Annotated in this window: 18 protein-coding genes; 8 read left to right on the top strand and 10 right to left on the bottom strand. The window is 75.8% G+C overall.

Annotated elements, in window-relative coordinates; genetic code table 11:
* Nucleotides 1–239 precede the first annotated feature (239 nt).
* Nucleotides 240–668 (top strand): DUF2267 domain-containing protein, encoded by a 429-nt coding sequence (locus ACTMS2_RS24455; protein WP_101409553.1) that lies wholly within the window; start codon nucleotides 240–242, stop codon nucleotides 666–668.
* A gap of 136 nt (nucleotides 669–804) precedes the next feature.
* Here the strand turns inward: ACTMS2_RS24455 and ACTMS2_RS24450 are convergent, their stop codons facing one another.
* Nucleotides 805–1,578 (bottom strand): PIG-L deacetylase family protein, encoded by a 774-nt coding sequence (locus ACTMS2_RS24450; protein WP_441177477.1) that lies wholly within the window; start codon nucleotides 1,576–1,578, stop codon nucleotides 805–807.
* 256 nt (nucleotides 1,579–1,834) lie between these two features.
* Between ACTMS2_RS24450 and ACTMS2_RS24445 the strand changes: the two genes are divergently transcribed.
* Nucleotides 1,835–2,137, top strand: a complete 303-nt coding sequence (locus ACTMS2_RS24445) for a hypothetical protein (protein ID WP_441177476.1) — start codon at nucleotides 1,835–1,837, stop codon at nucleotides 2,135–2,137.
* Nucleotides 2,138–2,146: 9 nt separating this feature from the next.
* Nucleotides 2,147–3,412: a cupin domain-containing protein gene (locus ACTMS2_RS24440; RefSeq protein ID WP_441177475.1), complete on the top strand. Its 1,266-nt coding sequence runs from the start codon at nucleotides 2,147–2,149 to the stop codon at nucleotides 3,410–3,412.
* A gap of 62 nt (nucleotides 3,413–3,474) precedes the next feature.
* Here ACTMS2_RS24440 and ACTMS2_RS24435 read toward each other — a convergent pair whose 3' ends face one another.
* The 6 genes from ACTMS2_RS24435 to ACTMS2_RS24410 all read right to left on the bottom strand — a co-directional run bounded on the left by ACTMS2_RS24435 (nucleotide 3,475) and on the right by ACTMS2_RS24410 (nucleotide 9,471).
* On the bottom strand, nucleotides 3,475–3,831 hold the full coding sequence (locus ACTMS2_RS24435; protein WP_357718275.1) for a YciI family protein: 357 nt from the start codon (nucleotides 3,829–3,831) through the stop codon (nucleotides 3,475–3,477).
* A gap of 131 nt (nucleotides 3,832–3,962) precedes the next feature.
* The gene (locus tag ACTMS2_RS24430; RefSeq protein WP_441177474.1) at nucleotides 3,963–4,628 is read right to left on the bottom strand and encodes a hypothetical protein; all 666 of its coding nucleotides are present in this window, start codon (nucleotides 4,626–4,628) and stop codon (nucleotides 3,963–3,965) included.
* On the bottom strand, nucleotides 4,625–7,297 hold the full coding sequence (locus ACTMS2_RS24425) for an FtsK/SpoIIIE domain-containing protein (protein WP_441177473.1): 2,673 nt from the start codon (nucleotides 7,295–7,297) through the stop codon (nucleotides 4,625–4,627). The genes ACTMS2_RS24430 and ACTMS2_RS24425 overlap by 4 nt, the downstream gene beginning before the upstream one ends.
* On the bottom strand, nucleotides 7,290–8,669 hold the full coding sequence (locus ACTMS2_RS24420) for a hypothetical protein (RefSeq protein ID WP_441177472.1): 1,380 nt from the start codon (nucleotides 8,667–8,669) through the stop codon (nucleotides 7,290–7,292). The genes ACTMS2_RS24425 and ACTMS2_RS24420 overlap by 8 nt, the downstream gene beginning before the upstream one ends.
* Before the next feature lie 9 nt (nucleotides 8,670–8,678).
* Nucleotides 8,679–8,939 (bottom strand): hypothetical protein, encoded by a 261-nt coding sequence (locus tag ACTMS2_RS24415; RefSeq protein ID WP_089000636.1) that lies wholly within the window; start codon nucleotides 8,937–8,939, stop codon nucleotides 8,679–8,681.
* A gap of 124 nt (nucleotides 8,940–9,063) precedes the next feature.
* A complete protein-coding gene (locus ACTMS2_RS24410; RefSeq protein ID WP_441177471.1) occupies nucleotides 9,064–9,471 on the bottom strand; it encodes a hypothetical protein in 408 nt (135 codons plus the stop codon).
* A 163-nt stretch (nucleotides 9,472–9,634) separates the two neighbouring features.
* Between ACTMS2_RS24410 and ACTMS2_RS24405 the strand changes: the two genes are divergently transcribed.
* The 3 genes from ACTMS2_RS24405 to ACTMS2_RS24395 are packed head-to-tail and all read left to right on the top strand — an operon-like array spanning nucleotide 9,635 to nucleotide 12,721.
* Complete coding sequence (locus ACTMS2_RS24405; RefSeq protein WP_441177470.1) at nucleotides 9,635–12,190, top strand: ATP-dependent Clp protease ATP-binding subunit; 2,556 nt, start codon at nucleotides 9,635–9,637, stop codon at nucleotides 12,188–12,190.
* Between the two features lie 13 nt (nucleotides 12,191–12,203).
* Complete coding sequence (locus ACTMS2_RS24400) at nucleotides 12,204–12,371, top strand: hypothetical protein (RefSeq protein ID WP_199184466.1); 168 nt, start codon at nucleotides 12,204–12,206, stop codon at nucleotides 12,369–12,371.
* Complete coding sequence (locus ACTMS2_RS24395) at nucleotides 12,371–12,721, top strand: DUF3140 domain-containing protein (protein ID WP_089000633.1); 351 nt, start codon at nucleotides 12,371–12,373, stop codon at nucleotides 12,719–12,721. The genes ACTMS2_RS24400 and ACTMS2_RS24395 overlap by 1 nt, the downstream gene beginning before the upstream one ends.
* A 99-nt stretch (nucleotides 12,722–12,820) precedes the next feature.
* Here the strand turns inward: ACTMS2_RS24395 and ACTMS2_RS24390 are convergent, their stop codons facing one another.
* The 3 genes from ACTMS2_RS24390 to ACTMS2_RS24380 all read right to left on the bottom strand — a co-directional run bounded on the left by ACTMS2_RS24390 (nucleotide 12,821) and on the right by ACTMS2_RS24380 (nucleotide 14,773).
* Complete coding sequence (locus ACTMS2_RS24390; protein WP_441177469.1) at nucleotides 12,821–13,063, bottom strand: hypothetical protein; 243 nt, start codon at nucleotides 13,061–13,063, stop codon at nucleotides 12,821–12,823.
* Nucleotides 13,064–13,082: 19 nt separating this feature from the next.
* Complete coding sequence (locus tag ACTMS2_RS24385; RefSeq protein WP_441177468.1) at nucleotides 13,083–14,078, bottom strand: LysR family transcriptional regulator; 996 nt, start codon at nucleotides 14,076–14,078, stop codon at nucleotides 13,083–13,085.
* Nucleotides 14,079–14,164: 86 nt separating this feature from the next.
* Nucleotides 14,165–14,773 carry a hemerythrin domain-containing protein gene (locus tag ACTMS2_RS24380; protein WP_441177467.1) on the bottom strand — a complete coding sequence of 203 codons (609 nt, stop codon included), beginning with the start codon at nucleotides 14,771–14,773 and terminating at the stop codon, nucleotides 14,165–14,167.
* A gap of 218 nt (nucleotides 14,774–14,991) precedes the next feature.
* Between ACTMS2_RS24380 and ACTMS2_RS24375 the strand changes: the two genes are divergently transcribed.
* Both ACTMS2_RS24375 and ACTMS2_RS24370 read left to right on the top strand, forming a co-directional pair.
* Nucleotides 14,992–16,320, top strand: a complete 1,329-nt coding sequence (locus ACTMS2_RS24375) for a M20/M25/M40 family metallo-hydrolase (protein ID WP_089000629.1) — start codon at nucleotides 14,992–14,994, stop codon at nucleotides 16,318–16,320.
* A gap of 59 nt (nucleotides 16,321–16,379) precedes the next feature.
* Nucleotides 16,380–17,033, top strand: a complete 654-nt coding sequence (locus ACTMS2_RS24370; RefSeq protein ID WP_363626822.1) for a hypothetical protein — start codon at nucleotides 16,380–16,382, stop codon at nucleotides 17,031–17,033.
* The last annotated feature ends 45 nt before the right edge of the window (nucleotides 17,034–17,078 follow it).

Here is a 17,078-nt window from a genome sequence, read left to right as displayed (position 1 = left end):
GCGTGCGGTCCACCGTGGCCGCGAGAAGGCGACACCAGGGAGGTGGCTGGAGATGACGGTTCGGGTGGTACCGGGTCGACGGCCCGGCGCCGTGCTGCACGTCGTCGGCTCGTCCGCCGACACCCGGTGGGCGCCGCGTCCCGTCCGGGGCGGCCCGACCCGGCAGCCGCGTGGCCCGGCGGGGCCGCCGCGACGGGACGACGACCGACGCTGGGAGACCGACGTACGGGGGTGGACAGATGGCTGAGCAGCTTCATTCCGCGTTCGAGTCCTCGATGGACAAGACCAACCTGATCCTCAAGGACATCGAGCAGGCCTACGGCTGGCCCAAGGAGCAACGCAACCAGTCCTACTGCGCGCTGCGCACCGTGCTGCACCTGCTGCGCGACCGGATGCCGGTGCAGGAGAGCGTGGAGTTCGCCGCGCAACTGCCGGTGCTGGTGCGCGGGATCTACTTCGACGGCTGGAAGCCGTCGGACGTGCCGATCAAGCTCAACCGGGACGACTTCCTGCTGGAGGTCCGGCAGGGCTTCCCGTACGACGTGGAGGGCGGCCCGGAGCGCGTGGTGCAGGTGGTGCTGGACACCCTGCGCCGGCACGTCACCCAGGGCGAGTGGGACGACGTGAAGGCCACGATGCCCCGGGACCTGGCGAAGATCATTCCCTGACCCGCCGCTCGTCCGCGACGGCCCGCGCCACCCCGCGGTGGGGCGGGCCGCGTGCCGTTCAGGCCGGCGTCGTCAAAGGAGACGCTGGTCGCGGTGTAGCCACCGGCGAGTTGCCGAGCAGGATCATCCGCCGCCCCTACGCGTCGACGTGGAAGACCTCGAAGGCCGCGCCGTGGCGCACACCCAGCCGGGTGCCGACCGGGCGGCTCAGCCCTTCGAGGAACTCCTCGGCGTCGAAGCTGCCGTCGCCCAGCCCCGTCAGGTACGCGTCGTGCGCCCGCAGCGAGGCCACGCCCCGCTCGAAGGTGTCGGTGACGTCCACCCCGTGCGCGGCCAGGGGCGAGGAGGCGGCCCAGACCTGGCGCACCCCGTTCCACGGCTCGACGCCGTCGACGAGCTGTTCCGGGAAGACCCACCGGTTGCCGGCGTCGCGGACGGCGTCCAGCGCCGCCCGGCCGGTGGCGATGTGGTCGGCCTGGTTCAGCGCGTACGCGCCGTCCCAGGTGTCGCGGAAGTTGTTGGTGATGACGATCTCGGGGCGGTGCCGGCGGACCACCCCGGCCAGGGCGCGACGCAGCGGCACACCGTACTCGAGGACACCGTCGGGCAGGCCGAGGAACTCCACGGTCCGTACGCCGACCAGGGCGGCCGACTCGCGCTGCTCGCGCTCCCGCACCTGCCTGGCCCGCGGCGGGGGCATCGCGTCGATGCCGGCCTCGCCGCTGGTGACGAGGCAGTAGACGACCTGCTTGCCCTGCCCCGTCCAGCGGGCCACCGCCGCGGCGGCGCCGAACTCCAGGTCGTCGGGGTGCGCCACGACAGCCAGCGCACGCTGCCACTGCTCCGTCACCGGTTCCAGCGGACGCGGCCCGGTCTCGTCGGTCATCGTCACCTCCCGGTCGAGGACCATCCTGTCACCGTCCGCGCCGGCGTGCGGCGCGGCGGCGTCGACCCCGGCCGGGATGCCCGGCGCCGACGGCTCCGCAACGCGCCGACGCGCCGCCGCCGCCGTGCCTTCCGGCGGCCCGGGCCGGGCGCGGCGAACCGCCGGTGTGAACCGGAACGGGCGTCTACGGTGGGGTTAGAGAAGATCGCGTGTGGGGTACCACCCGCTGCACGACGGACCCCGGCCCAACGGCGGGGCGGCACATCCCTAGGGAGCACCGATGGCACTCAACGACGACGACATGCAGACCACCAGCGGCGGCGGCCTCGAGGGCCCGGCGGACGGTGGCGCGACCCCGGGCCACCAGGACGGTGGCGCCGACGGTGGCGCGGAGGGCCCCGCCGACGGCGGTGCGACCCCGGGCCAGCAGGACGGTGGCGCCGACGGTGGCGCGGAGGGCCCCGCCGACGGTGGCGCGACCCCGGGCCAGCAGGACGGTGGCGCCGATGGTGGCGCGGAGGGCCCCGCCGACGGTGGCGCGACCCCGGGCCAGCACGACGGTGGCGCCGACGGCAGCGCCTGACGGATCGCCATGACCGACATCGACCCGCCGGGCGGCGACCGCCGCCCGGCGGTTCCGTCCGCGGCCGCCGCCGCGCTCGCCCGCTGCGTGTCGGTCGAGCCGGCGAAGTTCGCCGCCGCCCACTGGGGACGCACGCCGCTGCTCTCGCGCGCCGACGAGCTGCCCAACCGGGCCGGCTTCACCGACCTGCTCAGCCCCGCCGACGCCGACGAGCTGCTCAGCCGCCGCGGCCTGCGTACCCCGTTCCTGCGGATCGCCAAGGACGGCCAGCTCGTGCCGGCGGCCCGCTTCACCGGCGGCGGCGGCGCCGGTGCCGAGATCGGCGACCAGGTGCTCGACGAGCGGGTGCTGGAGCTGTACGCCGGCGGCGCCACCCTCGTCCTGCAGGGCCTGCACCGCACCTGGCCGGCCCTGGTCGACTTCGCCCGCGAACTCGGCACCGCCGTCGGGCAGCCGTTGCAGGTCAACGCCTACCTGACCCCCGCCGGCAGCCAGGGCTTCGCCACCCACTACGACACCCACGACGTCTTCGTCCTCCAGGTCGACGGCCGCAAGCACTGGCGGATCCACCCGCCGGTGCTGCCCGACCCGCTGGAGAGGCAGCCGTGGGGCGGCCGGGCCGACGAGGTCGCCGCCACCGCCGACGGGCCCGCCGCGCTGGACGTGGTGCTCGCCCCCGGCGACGCGCTCTACCTGCCGCGCGGCTGGCTGCACAGCGCGCAGGCACAGGAGTCCAGCTCACTGCACCTGACCGTCGGCGTCCGGGCGCTGACCCGCTACGCCATGGTGGAGGAACTGCTCGCTCTCGCCGCCGAGGACCAGCGGCTGCGCGCCACCCTGCCGTTCGGCACCGACGTCGCCGACCCCGACGCGATCGAACCGGAGCTGACCGAGACGGTGGAGGCACTGCGGGACTGGCTGCTGCGGGCCGATCCGGCGGCGGTCGCCGCCCGGCTGCGGCAGCGGGCCTGGCCGGCCGCCCGGCCCGCGCCCATCCGGCCCCTGGCCCAGGCCGCCGCGCTCGCGGCGCTGGACGTCGACGCCCGGCTCGCCCCGCGACCCGGCCTGCGGTGGCAGCTCACGCCGCGCGGCGACCGGGTCGCGCTGGTGCTGCCCGACCGCACGATCACCCTGCCCGCGTCGTGCGCGCCGGCCGTGCGCGCCCTGCTCGACGGCACCGTGCGCGTCGGCGACCTGCCGGGTCTCGACGACGACGCCGACCGGCTCACCCTGGCCCGCCGCCTCCTGCGCGAGGCGGTGCTGGTCCCCGCCTGAGCACACGAACCGGGCCGGGCCGTCCGCGGCCCGGCCCGGCGGTGTGCCGTGGGAGGGCCGCTTCAGGTGGGGTTGACCTCCGTGACCGGGCGGACCTCGATCGGCAGGGTGGTCGCCCGGGACAGCTTCTCCGCCCAGCCCAGCGCCGCGTCCAGGTCCGGCGCGGCGATCACGGTGAAGCCGCCGGGGTGCTCCTTGCCCTCGGCGTACGGGCCGTCCGTCAGCGACGTGCCGTCGTCGTCGACCCGGACCACCCGGGCGGTGTGCGCCAGGTCCAGTTCGGCGCGGAAGACCCAGGCACCCGCGCTGCGCATCTCCTCGTTGACGGCCTTGACGTCGCGCAGGATCGGTTCGAGGAACTCCGGCGGCGGCGGGCTGTCCCTGTCGGGCTGGATCACGTTGAGCACGAAGTTGGGCATCGTACGCTCCCTGTCGTCGGATGGGGCCGGCGTCGTCCGGCCTCCACATCTACACGACCGGCGGGCGGGCGCACCGGCAACGCGCTGCGGCAACCGCGCCCGGAACGCCCGGACGCCGCCGCGACGGCGGATCAGCGGCCGGCGACCAGCAACGCGACGGTGGTCACCAGCCCGGCGACGAGCACGACGGTCATCGGCCGTGGGCCGAGCACGGCGTGCCGGCGGTCGGCCAGGACCTTCGCCGGCACCAGACCGACCAGCGGGCCCAGCAGCGTCACCACCAGGGCCAGGACCGGCAGCCCGACCCCCAGCTCCCCGCCGTACCGGTCGCCCGCCGCCCGGGCCGCCCCGCCGAGGGCGTACGCGAGCACCGCGCCGGCCACCCCGCACAACGCCAGCAGGGGGTTGACCGAACCGGGCAGGTCACCCGGCTGGCGGGTGCGGACGAGCAGGTCGCGCACCCCGGCCAGCAGCGGAGCCGGATCGCCCGTCGCGCCGGGCACCGGTGCCGGTGGCCCACCCGCCCGGCGGCCCGAACCGCCGAGCCGAGCGCGCAGCGACTGCCACAGGTCGGCGACCTCGGCGTCGACCCGTTCCTGCTCCTCCCGGGCGTCCACCAGCTCCTGCTCCGCGCGCCGGAGCGCCGCCTCCGCCTCGGCGACGGCCCGCTCGGCGGCGGCACACTGCTGGGCGTGCCAGGTGTGCGCCTCGTCCCGCTGGGCGCGCACCCGGGCGCTCAGCTCCGCCAGCCGACGGATCTGGGCCGCGTACGACCCGCTGGTCACCGGTTCGTTCATCGCGCCGGCCCGTAGGGAATGATCACCTGACCGGTACGGTGCACCGCCCGGTCGAAGAACAGCCCCCGCCAGGGGCGGGGATACCAGTCCGGGCCGCCGGTGCCCGGGTACAGCGAGGAGCCCAGCTCGCCGCCGTGGGCGTCCAGCGCCACCCAGGCGCCGATCTGGTCCGTCCGGGCCGCCGGCCCACCGAGGTCGACCCGCATCCGGGCGACGCCCCGCCACCAGGCCAGCACGTGGGTACGCCGCTCCGGCCCGTCGTGCAGGATCCGGCGCAGCTCCTCCAGCCCCGTACGCCGGCCGATCCGCGTCGCCAACGCCCCGGCCGCCGCGTCGACGGCGAACAGCAGCAGGTAGTGCGGGGTGCCCGGCGCGCCCAGCCCCTCGGCGGTCTCGGCCATCAGCTCACCGACCGTCTCCTCGTCGTACCAGGCGGCGTCGTCGGCGAGGTCCTCGTAGAGGGACCGGGCGGCCGGGTCGGCGTCCGGGTCGAGGCAGGCGATGGAGAAGCGGGCCGTGCCCGGGCGGTGCTGGCGGGCCAGGGAGCGGGCCGCCGCGTCGAGCACCGCGCACGCCTCGTCCACCCGGGTGCCGAGCACCGCCAGGTTGCGGCCGGGCGCCCGGGGCAGCCGCAGCGCCGCCGAGCGCGCCTGCACGTCGATGATCTCGCCGAGCAGCGCGACCGGCGTACGCGCGTGCCCCGTCTCCGGCGCGGTCAACGCCCGGAAGTCCGGCGCGTCGGCGAGCCGGGGGATCGCGTCGCCGTCGAAGAGCCGGGCCGGCGCGGCGTCCTGCGGGCGCATCCGCCACAGCCGGTGCTGCAACTCGCTCCACGTCTCCCAGTCGCTGGCCGACGGGATGCGGGCCACCTGGTTGCCCTCCGCCATGCCCGACTCCGCGTTGACCACCGCGTGGTGGCGCGGCAGGGACTGGGCGGCGTCGTTGCGCTCGGCGAGGATCCGCAGGGCCTTCGGCAGGGCGATGCGCAGCGTGAACTGCGCGACCAGCGCGGGACGACCCCACAGCGCCTCGATGCCGCGCACGTCCTGCGAGGCGAGCACCAGGTGGATGCCCTGCGACCGGCCGCGCCGGGCCAGGTCCTCCAGCAGGTCGGCGGCCTCCCGGGCGACCACGTCCCGACCGGCCAGCAGCATCTGGAACTCGTCGACCACCGCGACGATGCGCGGCCAGTGCCCCGTCGGGTCGACGGCGCGCAGCTCCGCGAGCTTGGTGACCTCGTGCTTCTTGGCGGCGTCGGCGCGTCGGCGCAGCTCCTCGGCGAGGAAGCGCAGCAACGCCAGCCCGAACTCCCGGTCGGTGTTGACGTTGATCCCGACGAGGCGCATGTGCGGCAGCCAGCTCGGGTCCCGCCGGCCCTTGGCGAACCGGGCGAAGGACACCCCCTCCTTGAAGTCCAGCAGGTAGAACTCCAGCTCGGCGGGGGAGTAGCGGGCGGCCAGCGCGCCGATCCAGGCGAAGATCAGGTTCGTCTTGCCGGTGCCGGACGGGCCGCCGATCAGCGCGTGCGGCGGATAGTCGCCCAGGGTGAGCAGCACCGGCCGACCGTGCGGCCCCTCACCGATCGGGGCGGTCAGCCCGGTCGCGGAGTCCTCCCGCCACATCTGCTCGGGCGGCGGCAGCAGGTCGGTGAACGGGGTGGGCGCCGGCCCGGCGTTGACCCGTGCCGCCACCTCGCGGCAGGTCTCGGTGACCAGCACCGGCGGGGGCGGGGGGTCGAGGCGTACGGGCAGGCCGCCCGGCCCGCCGATGCGGGCGCCGTCGGTGTGCGCGCCCACCCGGGTCACGGTGGGGTCCTCGGGCAGCGAAACGCCCCGCACCACCAGGTGCACGCCGCAGGCCGCCCCGGTGCGGACCACCCGGTCGAGCTGGCCGCGTTCGTGACGGGACAGCTCTTCGCCGCCCAGCAGCACCGCCACCCGCCACGGTTCGGGCCGGCGTCCGGTGGCGGCGGCGAGCTCGCGCAGCGAACCGTACTCGCCCGCCAGCACCGTCTCGTTGATCCGGCGGATCTGCTCGACCAGGTCGTCGAGCAGCCGGGCCAGCCCGCCCGGGCCGACGAAGGTGAGCAGCCCGGCGGTGCCGAGGGGGGCGAACCCGGCCAGGCCGCCGCCCAGGTGCTCGGGGTCGTAGCCGACCAGCCGGACGGCGCCCGGGTCGGCCCGCCCGACGCCGCGCAGCAGCAGCGCCGACACCACCGCGTCGCAGCCCACCCGGTCGTCCCCGGTCAGCTCGACGTGGCCGGCGTCGAGCAGCGGCACCAGCGCCGGCACCGGCTCGGCGCCGGGGATGCGTACCGTGCCGACGCGCAGCGCGCCCGGCGGTTCGGCCCGCCGGGTCGGGGTGGGGCGCCACCGGGCCCAGTCCGCGGAGGCCGCCCCGGGGGCCTCCCGCTGCGCCGCGTCCGCCGCACGCCGGGCCAGCTCCGCGATGCGTTCGGCGTGCCGCTCGTCGATCTCGGCCAGCCGTCGGTCGCGCTGCGCGCCGACCCGCTCCGGCACGCCCGCCGCGGCGCGGCGGACCTTCGCCAGCCGCTCCCGGGCCGTGGTCAGCTCGGTCTGCGCGGTGGACAGCCGCGTCCGGGTCGCGCCGAGGGCCTCGCCCAACATGCCCCGGACCCGGGTGACCAGCTGGCTGCGTCGGTCAGCCATCGACACCCCGCCCGCGCGGGTCCGTCCCGGCGCCCCGGGCCGGCCGGCCCGGCGGCGGGCTCGACCAGACGCCGCCGGGCCGTCCCGCGCCCGTCGCGCCGTCGACCGCTGCGCCCTGTCGCGGCGCCGCGCCGCCCGGAGATCCACCGGGCCGGGCACTCGCCGCCCGGTCGTTCGTCGAGATGGGACGGTCGTGCGTCGCCGCCCGGTCCCGCGCCGCGCCGGGCCGCTCGGGGGTCCCCGTCCGCTCGGCCGCGTCGGCCCGGCCGGTTCGCGCCGCCCGCTCGGCCGCGTCGGGTCGCGCCGCCCGCTCCCGGGCCGCGCTGGCCTGGTCGTGGGCGGCCGCCGCCCGCTGCTGGGCCGCCGCGACCCGCTCCCGCGCGGCGGCCACCCGGCCCTTCGCGGCGGCGGCGCGGCGCTGCCACTCGGCGTCGTCGGCCCGGTCCCGGGCGGCCTCGCCCTGCCGGCCCCGCTCGTCGGCGGCGCGCCGCTCCCGGGCGGTCTCGGCCTGCCGGGCCCGCTCGTCGTCGGTGGGCAGGTCCCGGCCGAGCCGGGCCAGCAGCACCCCGGTGAGCACCCCCGCGGTGACCGCCGGGTCGGCGGCGTGCGGCTGCTCGGCCTCGCCGCGCCGCGGCGGTGGCATCCGGCAGATCCGGGTCAGCAGGGTGTCCAGCACCGCCGGGGGCAGGCCGGGCAGCAGGTCCCGGACGCGGCCGTCCAGCTCGCGGTGCAGCCGGCCCAGGTCGTCGGCACGCGGTGGGTGCCCGAGCAGCTCCCCGGCCAGCTCGCGTAGCAGCGGCGGGGCCACGGCGGCCATGCCGAGGCCGACGTCGGCGTGCGCGCGACGCAGCTCGGCGTGCAGCCGGTCGCGGTCGCCGGCCCGGACCCCGCCGACGACTCGGCGCAGCAGCTCCCGGGCGTCGTCGACCTTCTCGTCGGGCTGCTCCGGTGGACCCTCCCGGCCGCCGGTCAGCTCCGCCACCCGTACCGACCACCAGCGGCGGGGCGTCACGTCGGCGGCCGGCTCGGGCGCCGCCGCGCCCGGGGTGGCCTCGCGCGGCGCGTCGTGCACCGGCCGGCGCTGCTGCTCCTGCGGCCTCGGGGCCGGGGAGCCGTCGGCGGCCAGCCCGATCGCGGCGAGGTACGCCGACAGCTGCTCCTGCGCGACGCGCAGCGCGTAGCCGGCGGTCTCGGCGTGCTCGGTGGCGGCGGAGAGCTCCGGCACCCCCATCGGGTCGGCCGACTCCTGGCGCACCCAGCGCAGCCGCTCGGCGGCCAGCCCGAACTTCTCCAGCGCCAGAGCCAGCTGGGCCAGCGGCAGGTCATCGGCGGCGGCGCGGACCTGTGCGCCGACGTCCTCGACGATGGACACGGCCGGACCTCAGAGCGTCGCGACGTAGAGTTGCGCCTGCTCGACGGCGACGAGTGTCGCGGCGAGGCACTCCTCCAGCTCCTGGCTGGCCTGGGTCAGCGAGGACTGGGCCGCCTCGACCGTCTCGTGCCCGCTGCCCTCCAGCGCGCCGGCCAGGGTCTGCTGCGCCTCGGCCAGCTTCTCGCCGGCCGCCTGCACGGCGCTCTGGCCGTCGCCGATCTGTTGCAGCGCGACATCGATGGCTGCCTTGAGCTCGGCGACGCTCGCCACGGCGAAACCTCCTGGGGGCGGGGAGGCCTCCATTAGAGCCTATCCCTCACGGTGAGAGAACATCCGCCCTGTCAGTGTTCCTGCCCCGCTGACCGGTTGTCGACCGGAAGCGCCGACAGTCCGATCAGCGGGACCCGCCGGGCGGGGTGGTGCCGTCGCGCAGCCAGCGCGGGCCGTACACCTCGGCTCCCTGCGCGGTGACGCGTTCCCGCAGCTCACGGTCGGCGGTGACGACCAGCCGCCGGCGTTGCGGCGCGGCGGCGACCAGGTCGACGACGGCGTCGTCGCCGGACCCCGGCGCGGCGACCACCCGGACCTCGGCGGTGCCCGGCACGTCCCGCGCCCGGCCCTCCACCACCAGCACCACCTCCACCGGGGGCGGCAACTGCGGGGGCAGGCCGGCGGCGGCGACCGGGGCCAGCGAGTCGCGCAGCCGGGCGGTCGCACCCGCGCGGTCGCGCCACCAGCCGTCCGGGCGGGATCCCACCACGTTGGCGGCGTCCACGATCAGCAGCGGCGTCGTCGCGTCCATGCCGTCAGCCTGCCACCCGCCCACCCCGCGACCGCGCAAGGTGCCCGTGGCCTGCCGCGAGCGTCGGCGGGGAGCCCCGGTCCGCCCGCCCGGCGGCGGCGTTTGTCGCGACGGTCGCCGGGTAGCCCCTGGCGACCGTCGCGCCCGACTGCGGAGGACAGACATGATGGGACCCGGTGACTTCGGCTCCGACCCCTGGGACGAGTTCCTGGCCCGGTACTTCGGCCGGGGCGAGGGGGGACGCCGACCCGCGCACCGGGTCGACATCACCCGGCTGATGACCGCCGACGCCCGGGAGATGCTGGCCGACGCGGCCCGGCGGGCCGCCCAGCGGCAGAGCACCGACCTGGACACCGACCACCTGCTCTGGGCCGCGCTGCAACGCGAGCCGCTGCGCGACCTCGTCCGCCGTGCCGGCGCCGACCCGGACACGCTGCTCAACGCCCTCGGCGGGCGCGGTGACGGCGCGCCCCGGGGCGAGGTGCCGCCGAACCTGTCGCTCACCCCGGCGGCCAAGCGGGCGTTGCTCGACGCCCACCAGCTGTCCCGGGCGATGGGCGCCAACTACATCGGCCCCGAGCACATCCTGATGGCGTTGCCGCTCAACCCCGAGTCCCCGGCGGGCCGGATGCTCGCCGCCGGGCGGATCCAGCCCGAGTCGTTGCAGGCCGCCAGCGCCGAGCGCGGGCCGGCGAACGGACCCCGGCCCGACCGTGGCACCCCCACCCTGGACCAGTACGGCCAGGACCTCACCGACCTGGCCCGCAACGACCAGATCGACCCGGTGATCGGCCGGGCCGAGGAGATCGAGCAGGCCGTCGAGATCCTGTCGAGGCGGACCAAGAACAACCCGGTGCTGATCGGCGAGGCCGGCGTCGGCAAGACGGCGATCGTGGAGGGCCTGGCGGAGCGGATCTGCGACGGCGACGTGCCGCAGACGCTGCTCGGCAAGCGGGTGATCCAACTCGACCTGGCCGGCCTGGTCGCGGGCACCCGGTACCGGGGTGACTTCGAGGAGCGGCTGAAGAAGGTCATCGACGAGATCCGGGCGCACCGCGAGGAGCTGATCGTCTTCCTGGACGAGATCCACACCTTGGTCGGCGCGGGCGGGGCGGGCAGCGAGGGCGGCATGGACGCCTCGAACATGCTCAAGCCGGCGCTGGCCCGGGGCGAGCTGCGGGTGATCGGCGCGACCACGCTGGACGAGTACCGCAAGAGCATCGAGAAGGACGCGGCGCTGGCCCGCCGGTTCCAGCCGGTGTTCGTGCCGGAGCCCACCGTCGACGACACCGTGGCCATCCTGCGCGGGCTGCGCGACCGCTACGAGGCCCACCACCAGGTGCGCTTCACCGACGAGGCGCTGGTCGCCGCAACCGAGCTGTCCGACCGGTACGTCACCGACCGGTTCCTGCCGGACAAGGCGATCGACCTGATCGACCAGGCCGGCGCGCGGGTGCGGCTGCGTACCCGCACCCCCGCCTCCGACGTGCGGGAGCTGGAGACGCAGCTCGACGAGGTACGCCGCGACAAGGAGCAGGCGGTCGCCGACGAGCAGTACGAGAAGGCGTCCGCGCTGCGTGACCGGCTCGCCGAGCTGGAGGAGCAGATCCGCCTGGCCCGCGGCGACGAGGGCGGCTCGTCGCAGGTGCCGGCCGTCGGGCCGCAGGAGATCGCCGAGGTGGTCTCCCGGGCCACCGGCATCCCGATCAGCCAGCTCACCGAGGAGGAACGCGACCGGCTGCTGCGCCTGGAGGGCCACCTGCACGAGAAGGTCGTCGGCCAGGAGGACGCGGTCACCGCGGTCGCCGAGGCGGTGCGCCGCTCGCGTACCGGGCTGGCCGACCCGAACCGCCCGATGGGCAGCTTCCTCTTCCTCGGGCCCACCGGCGTCGGCAAGACCGAGCTGGCGCGGGCCCTGGCGGAGGCGCTGTTCGGCGAGGCCGACCGGATGGTCCGGGTGGACATGAGCGAGTTCCAGGAGCGGCACACCGTCAGCCGGCTCGTCGGCGCCCCGCCCGGGTACGTCGGCTACGAGGAGGCCGGCCAGCTCACCGAGGCCGTCCGCCGCCGCCCGTACGCGGTGGTGCTGCTCGACGAGATCGAGAAGGCCCACGCCGACGTGTTCAACATCCTGCTCCAGGTGCTCGACGAGGGGCGGCTCACCGACAGCCAGGGCCGTACGGTCAACTTCAAGAACACCGTGCTGATCATGACGAGCAACCTGGGTTCGGAGCTGATCACCGGCGCCCAGCGCGCCGTCGGGTTCGGCACCGGCGCCGAGGGCGGCGATCAGGAGCGCGACGAGCTGCGCGAGCGGCTGATGCGCCGGCTCCAGGAGAACTTCCGGCCGGAGTTCCTCAACCGCATCGACGAGGTGATCATCTTCCGTCGGCTGGAGGCCGAGCAGCTGCGCCAGATCACCGGCCTGCTGCTGGAGGAGACCCGCCGCCGGCTGCACGCGCAGGACATCCAGGTCCACTTCACCACCCCCGCCATCGACTGGATCGCCGAGCACGGCTACCAGCCGGAGTTCGGTGCCCGCCCGCTGCGCCGGGTCATCCAGCGGGAGGTGGACAACCAGCTCTCCCGGATGCTGCTGGAGTCGGCCGTCTCACCGAGCCAGAAGGTCACCGTGGACGCCCGCGACGGGCGGCTCGCCTTCGACGTGGCGGCCGGCGAGCGCGGCTACACCCCGGCCACGACGTCCCATCCCCGCTGACCGGAGGACGGACATGACCGAACCCGAGGAGACCCGGGACGAGAGCGAGCGCACCGATCCGATCCTGGCCCCGCCGACCGCGAACCCCGCCCGGGTGCGGGTGCCGCCGGAGGGCGTGGGCCAACAGGGCGACGACCCGGAGCCGGCGGAGTCCGACCGCCGCCGTCGAGAGGAGGGCTGATGGTACGCGAGCAGCGGCTCGAACCCGAGGTGGAGGTGCTCTGGGACGACTTCCACGCCCAGGTGAACGTCCCGTCGGAACAGTTGCGGCAGTGGCTGCTGACCCGCGGCTCCGGGGAGGAGTCGTTCGGGCCCGACCCGGACCTCGACCTGCCCGGGCTGGGCCGGCGGATCCTGCGGGTGCTGAGCAAACGCAAGGTCGACCTCACCCCGGAGGACATCCGGGTGATGCGGGACGCGATCGACGAGATCCAGTCCCTGCTGGACGAGAAGCCACCGCGCGGCAACGCCGACGACGAGTGGCGCCACGCCCTGCTCGACCTGGGCCACGACGTCCTCGTCGAACGCTGACCGGGGGGCACGACGCTCCTCGTGAAACGGTGACCGGGGCGTACGGCGCCTCGACGAACGCCGGGCCGGCGACACCGGGGTGTCGCCGGCCCGGCGTGGTCAACCCTGGTCGCTCTCCAGGCTGCCGATCGTCAGGCCCGCGGCGTCCGCCGCCGCCTCGCGGTCGGCGCGCGTCTGCTGCTCGCGGGTCAGCAGGTTGGCGTACTCCGTGACGTCCGCCGGGTCGGGCACCTCCGGCAGGCGACGCAGGAACGCCTCCACGTCGCGGGTGGCGGCGGTGTGCGCGGCGGCGGCCTGCCGGAGGATCTCCCGGTCGTCGGCGGCGGGGTAGAGATCGGTCATGCCCGCCTGATACCCGGCGTCACGCCGTTCGCACCCCGTCGGCCCCGGCAGCCGTCAGCCCCCGCGCCCCGTAGGTCGGGTTGCGCAGCAGCCAGGCCAGGTACTCCGGGTGGGCCGCCAGGGAGTCGGTGTACGCGGCCAGCGCGTGCTCCAGCACCAGCTCGGCGTCGCGGGCGGCGGGGGAGTCCGGATGCCAGCCCAGCATCAGCCGCCAGCGCAGCGGCGTCCCGGCCAGCATCCGGGTCACCAGCCCGGCGACCGGGCGGAAGGTGGCCTGGCAGAGCGCGATGGCCTCGCCCGAGTCCACCATGTCGATGCAGCAGCGCACGTCGGTCTCGTACACCTTGCGCGGGGTGAAGCCGGCGCGGGCGCAGGCGGCGGCGAAGCAGTCGCCGAAGCAGCCGTCGCCGGGCGCGGCGACCCACTGCTCGCGGCTCAGGTCGACCAGGCTCACCTCCGCCCGCCCGGCCAGCGGGTGCTGCTCGGGCAGCAGCACCAGCACCGGGTCGACCGCCACCTCGCGCCAGCTCAACCCGAACTCGGCCGGCGGGGCGGCGTCGCCGCACACCCCGATCAGCGCGAAGTCCAGCCGACCGCCGGCGACCAGCTGGGCCAGCTCCTCGGCCGACCAGGAGGCGTGGGTGGTGATCTGCGCGGGCGGGGGCTCGGCGGCGAGCCGGTGCACCAGGCGGCCGAGGATGGGGCTGTTCACCCCGCCGAAGCGGTACCGGCGTGGGGCGTCCCCCGCGCCGGCCAGCCGCGCCGCCTCGTCCTGCAGGCCCTTCATCGCCGGCAGCAGCACCCGGGCCCGGGCGAGCACCAGCTCGCCGAGGGCGGTCGGTCGGGCGCCGCGGCGGTCCCGCTCGAACAGCGGCCCGCCCAGGGTCCGCTCGATGCGCTGGAGCTGGGCGGTGAGTGCCGGCTGGGCCAGGCCGAGCGTCGATGCCGCCTTGGTCACGCTCCCCGTCTCCGCGATCGCGCAGATCACCCTCAGGTGTCGCAGCTCCAGATTCATACCGTGACGGTATGACCCCGTAGCGGCCGACGGAAGGGCCTGGACGGATCAACGGTCTCCGATCTGTCCGACGCGGCCCCGCCGGCTCAGGCCGGCGGCGGCTCGGTCAGGTCGGCCAGGTAGGTGGGCCGGCCGGTGACGGCGTCGCGGACCTTGTCGACCACCCCCACCGCGGGCTCGACGACCCGGTTCCACGGCGGGGTCGCCGGCGTGCCCGGGTGCGGGCGGGTGGGGGCCGCCTCCTCGGCGATCTCCAGCCGGTTGCCCAGGCGGATGAGCTCCTCGGCGCTGGCCACCTCGCGCAGCGCCGCGACCAGCGCGCCCGCCTCCTCGACGTGGCGGTGCACCCGCGCGGCGACGTCGGCGAGCCCGTCGTCGGTGAGCCCCCGCAGGGCGGTCAGCAGGGCGCGGTCGTCGGCGATGGCCCGGTCGATGCGGCCGGCCGCGTCGGGCAGGGCGGCGCGCACGGCGGGCAGCAGATACTGCTCCTCGGCCGAGAGGTGCCGCGACAGCGCCGCGGTGAGCACCTCCAGGCCCCGCCCCGGGGCGGGCTCCGGGCCCTCGGCGGTGAGCCGCCGCAGCAACTCCCGCAGCTGGCGGTGTTCGGCGTCGAGGATGTCGGCGATGCTGCGCCCGCCCGGACGGAAGTCCTCGTCCTCTCCGGTCGGCGGCAGCGGTGGCAGGGGAACGGTCATGGTGCCCTCCTCTGGTGGCGGGCGAAGCACGTGGTGGGGAGCGGTCGCGAGCGGCGGTACCCGGCCCCGTCGGCGGCGAAACCGCGCCCGGTCGCCGGCGGCTCCGGCCCCCGGGTGGGCACGCGGCCGGCTCCGCCCCACCCGCAGCCGGGGCGGGCGGGGTGGGGCCGGCAGGGCGGGACGACCGCACCGGGCCGGCGGGCTGGTATGAAGAACCGATGACGAGCGACGCCGCCTCCGCCCGACCCGACCCCACCGACGAGGTCGTCGACCTCTGCCGCGACCTCCTGCGGATCGACACCACCAACACCGGGGACAACGACACCAGCGCCGGGGAACGCCTCGCCGCCGAGTACGTGGCGGAGAAGCTCGCCGAGGTGGGCGTCGAGCCCGTCATCCACGAGTCGGCGCCCGGCCGGGCCAATCTCATCGCCCGCATCCCGGGCACCGACCCGAGCCGCGGGGCGCTGCTCGTGCACGGCCACCTCGACGTCGTACCCGCCGACGCCGACGAGTGGTCGGTGCACCCGTTCTCGGGCGAGCTGCGCGACGGCTACCTGTGGGGCAGGGGCGCCATCGACATGAAGGACTTCGACGCGATGGTGCTGGCCGTGGTGCGGCACTGGCAGCGCACCGGGGTCCGCCCGCCCCGCGACATCGTCCTCGCGTACACCGCCGACGAGGAGGCGGGCAGCGACTACGGCGCGCACTTCCTCGTCGAGCGCCACCGGGGTCTGCTCGACGGCTGCACCGAGGCCATCGGCGAGGTCGGCGGCTTCTCGTACTCGGTGAACGACAGCCAGCGGCTCTACCTGATCGAGACCGCCGAGAAGGGCATCGACTGGCTGCGCCTGCACGCGAAGGGCCGGCCCGGGCACGGCTCGATGGTCCACGACGACAACGCGGTCACCGCGCTCGCCGAGGCGGTGGCCCGCGTCGGCCGGCACCGCTTCCCGGTGGTGGTCACCGACACCGTGCGGGCGTTCCTGGAGGAGGTCTCCGACCTGCTCGGCATCGAGCTGGACCCGGAGGACCCGGAGACCGCGATCGCCAAGCTCGGGCCGATCGCCAACATCATCGGCGCGACGATCCGCAACACCGCCAACCCGACGCGGCTCGCCGCCGGGTACAAGGACAACGTCATCCCCGGCCGGGCCACCGCCACCATCGACTGCCGCAGCCTGCCGGGGCAGTCGGAGCTGCTGGAGCGGCAGCTGCGCGAGCTGGTCGGTCCGGACATCGTCATCGAGTACGTGCAGCGCCAGCCGGCACTCGAGACGACGTTCGACGGCGACCTGGTCGACGCGATGTCGGCCGCGCTGCGCGCGGAGGACCCGGGGGCGCGGCCGGTGCCGTACATGCTCTCCGGCGGCACCGACGCCAAGGCGTTCTCGCAGCTCGGCATCCGCTGCTTCGGCTTCGCGCCGTTGCGGCTGCCCGCCGACCTGAACTTCTCCGCGTTGTTCCACGGCATCGACGAGCGGGTTCCGGTGGACGGACTACAGTTCGGCGTGCGGGTTCTCGACCGGTTCCTCCGCACCTGCTAGCCCCCGCCAGGAACCCGGTGTTCCGGCGGGAACCTCTGATCGTGAAGGGACTGACCCACATGACCGACCAGCACGGTGAGCTGGACGCCGCCCTCGAGCGCGTGATCGATGCGGCCCGCCACCACCTGGCCGCCGTCCGCGCCGCGCAGGGCCGCATCGACGACGACGACGTCTGGCAGGCGTACGTCGCGCTGAACAACGCGTCCTTCGCGTACGACGAGCAACTCCTGGACGCCTTCGGCGAGGTCACCCCGTGGGACGTCGAGTCGATCGACCCGGAGGAGGCCGACCAGCGCTTCGGCGACGCGGAGGGCGTGGAGCCCACCGACCCGCACCCGCGGGTCATCTCGGTGCGCCAGCGGCGCGACTACCGGGTGCCGAGCGTCTCGGCGCTGATCCGCGTCGCCGAGGCGGCCCGGCGGGAGGGCACCCCGGCCGAGGACGAGCCGGAGCCCGTGGAGGGCGTCGGCGAGGCGGTGCTGGAGCTGCTGCAGAGCGGCGACGGCTCGCTCGGCGCGCTGGACGTGCCGGAGCTGGAGCCGCTCGACGGCGTGGTGATGGTCAGCGAGGTCGGCACCCCGGTCGACCTGGAGTCCTTCGACGACGACGACCCGGCGGGCCCGTTCCAGCCGGCCGCCGACGACCGGCTGGTCGGCCGGCTCGACGAGCACCCGTTCATGGAGCTCGACGAGGAGCACGACCACGCCCACTAGGCGCTGACGGCCCGCCGACGCGGCGGTGAAGGCCCGGGGCCGACC

It is taken from the genome of Micromonospora sp. SD12 (genome assembly GCF_052068495.1).
GTDB classification, from domain to species: domain Bacteria; phylum Actinomycetota; class Actinomycetes; order Mycobacteriales; family Micromonosporaceae; genus Micromonospora; species Micromonospora echinofusca.
The sequence above is the reverse complement of the archived record's forward strand: the minus strand, read 5'-3'. Positions and strand labels throughout refer to the sequence as shown.

Coding starts and splice junctions, on each gene's coding strand:
- ACTMS2_RS24455 (WP_101409553.1), top strand. CDS start 240: ATGGCTGAGCAGCTTCATTCCGCGTTCGAGTCCTCGATGGACAAGACC.
- ACTMS2_RS24450 (WP_441177477.1), bottom strand. CDS start 1,578: ATGGTCCTCGACCGGGAGGTGACGATGACCGACGAGACCGGGCCGCGT.
- ACTMS2_RS24445 (WP_441177476.1), top strand. CDS start 1,835: ATGGCACTCAACGACGACGACATGCAGACCACCAGCGGCGGCGGCCTC.
- ACTMS2_RS24440 (WP_441177475.1), top strand. CDS start 2,147: ATGACCGACATCGACCCGCCGGGCGGCGACCGCCGCCCGGCGGTTCCG.
- ACTMS2_RS24435 (WP_357718275.1), bottom strand. CDS start 3,831: ATGCCCAACTTCGTGCTCAACGTGATCCAGCCCGACAGGGACAGCCCG.
- ACTMS2_RS24430 (WP_441177474.1), bottom strand. CDS start 4,628: ATGAACGAACCGGTGACCAGCGGGTCGTACGCGGCCCAGATCCGTCGG.
- ACTMS2_RS24425 (WP_441177473.1), bottom strand. CDS start 7,297: ATGGCTGACCGACGCAGCCAGCTGGTCACCCGGGTCCGGGGCATGTTG.
- ACTMS2_RS24410 (WP_441177471.1), bottom strand. CDS start 9,471: ATGGACGCGACGACGCCGCTGCTGATCGTGGACGCCGCCAACGTGGTG.
- ACTMS2_RS24405 (WP_441177470.1), top strand. CDS start 9,635: ATGATGGGACCCGGTGACTTCGGCTCCGACCCCTGGGACGAGTTCCTG.
- ACTMS2_RS24400 (WP_199184466.1), top strand. CDS start 12,204: ATGACCGAACCCGAGGAGACCCGGGACGAGAGCGAGCGCACCGATCCG.
- ACTMS2_RS24395 (WP_089000633.1), top strand. CDS start 12,371: ATGGTACGCGAGCAGCGGCTCGAACCCGAGGTGGAGGTGCTCTGGGAC.
- ACTMS2_RS24390 (WP_441177469.1), bottom strand. CDS start 13,063: ATGACCGATCTCTACCCCGCCGCCGACGACCGGGAGATCCTCCGGCAG.
- ACTMS2_RS24385 (WP_441177468.1), bottom strand. CDS start 14,078: ATGAATCTGGAGCTGCGACACCTGAGGGTGATCTGCGCGATCGCGGAG.
- ACTMS2_RS24380 (WP_441177467.1), bottom strand. CDS start 14,773: ATGACCGTTCCCCTGCCACCGCTGCCGCCGACCGGAGAGGACGAGGAC.
- ACTMS2_RS24375 (WP_089000629.1), top strand. CDS start 14,992: ATGACGAGCGACGCCGCCTCCGCCCGACCCGACCCCACCGACGAGGTC.
- ACTMS2_RS24370 (WP_363626822.1), top strand. CDS start 16,380: ATGACCGACCAGCACGGTGAGCTGGACGCCGCCCTCGAGCGCGTGATC.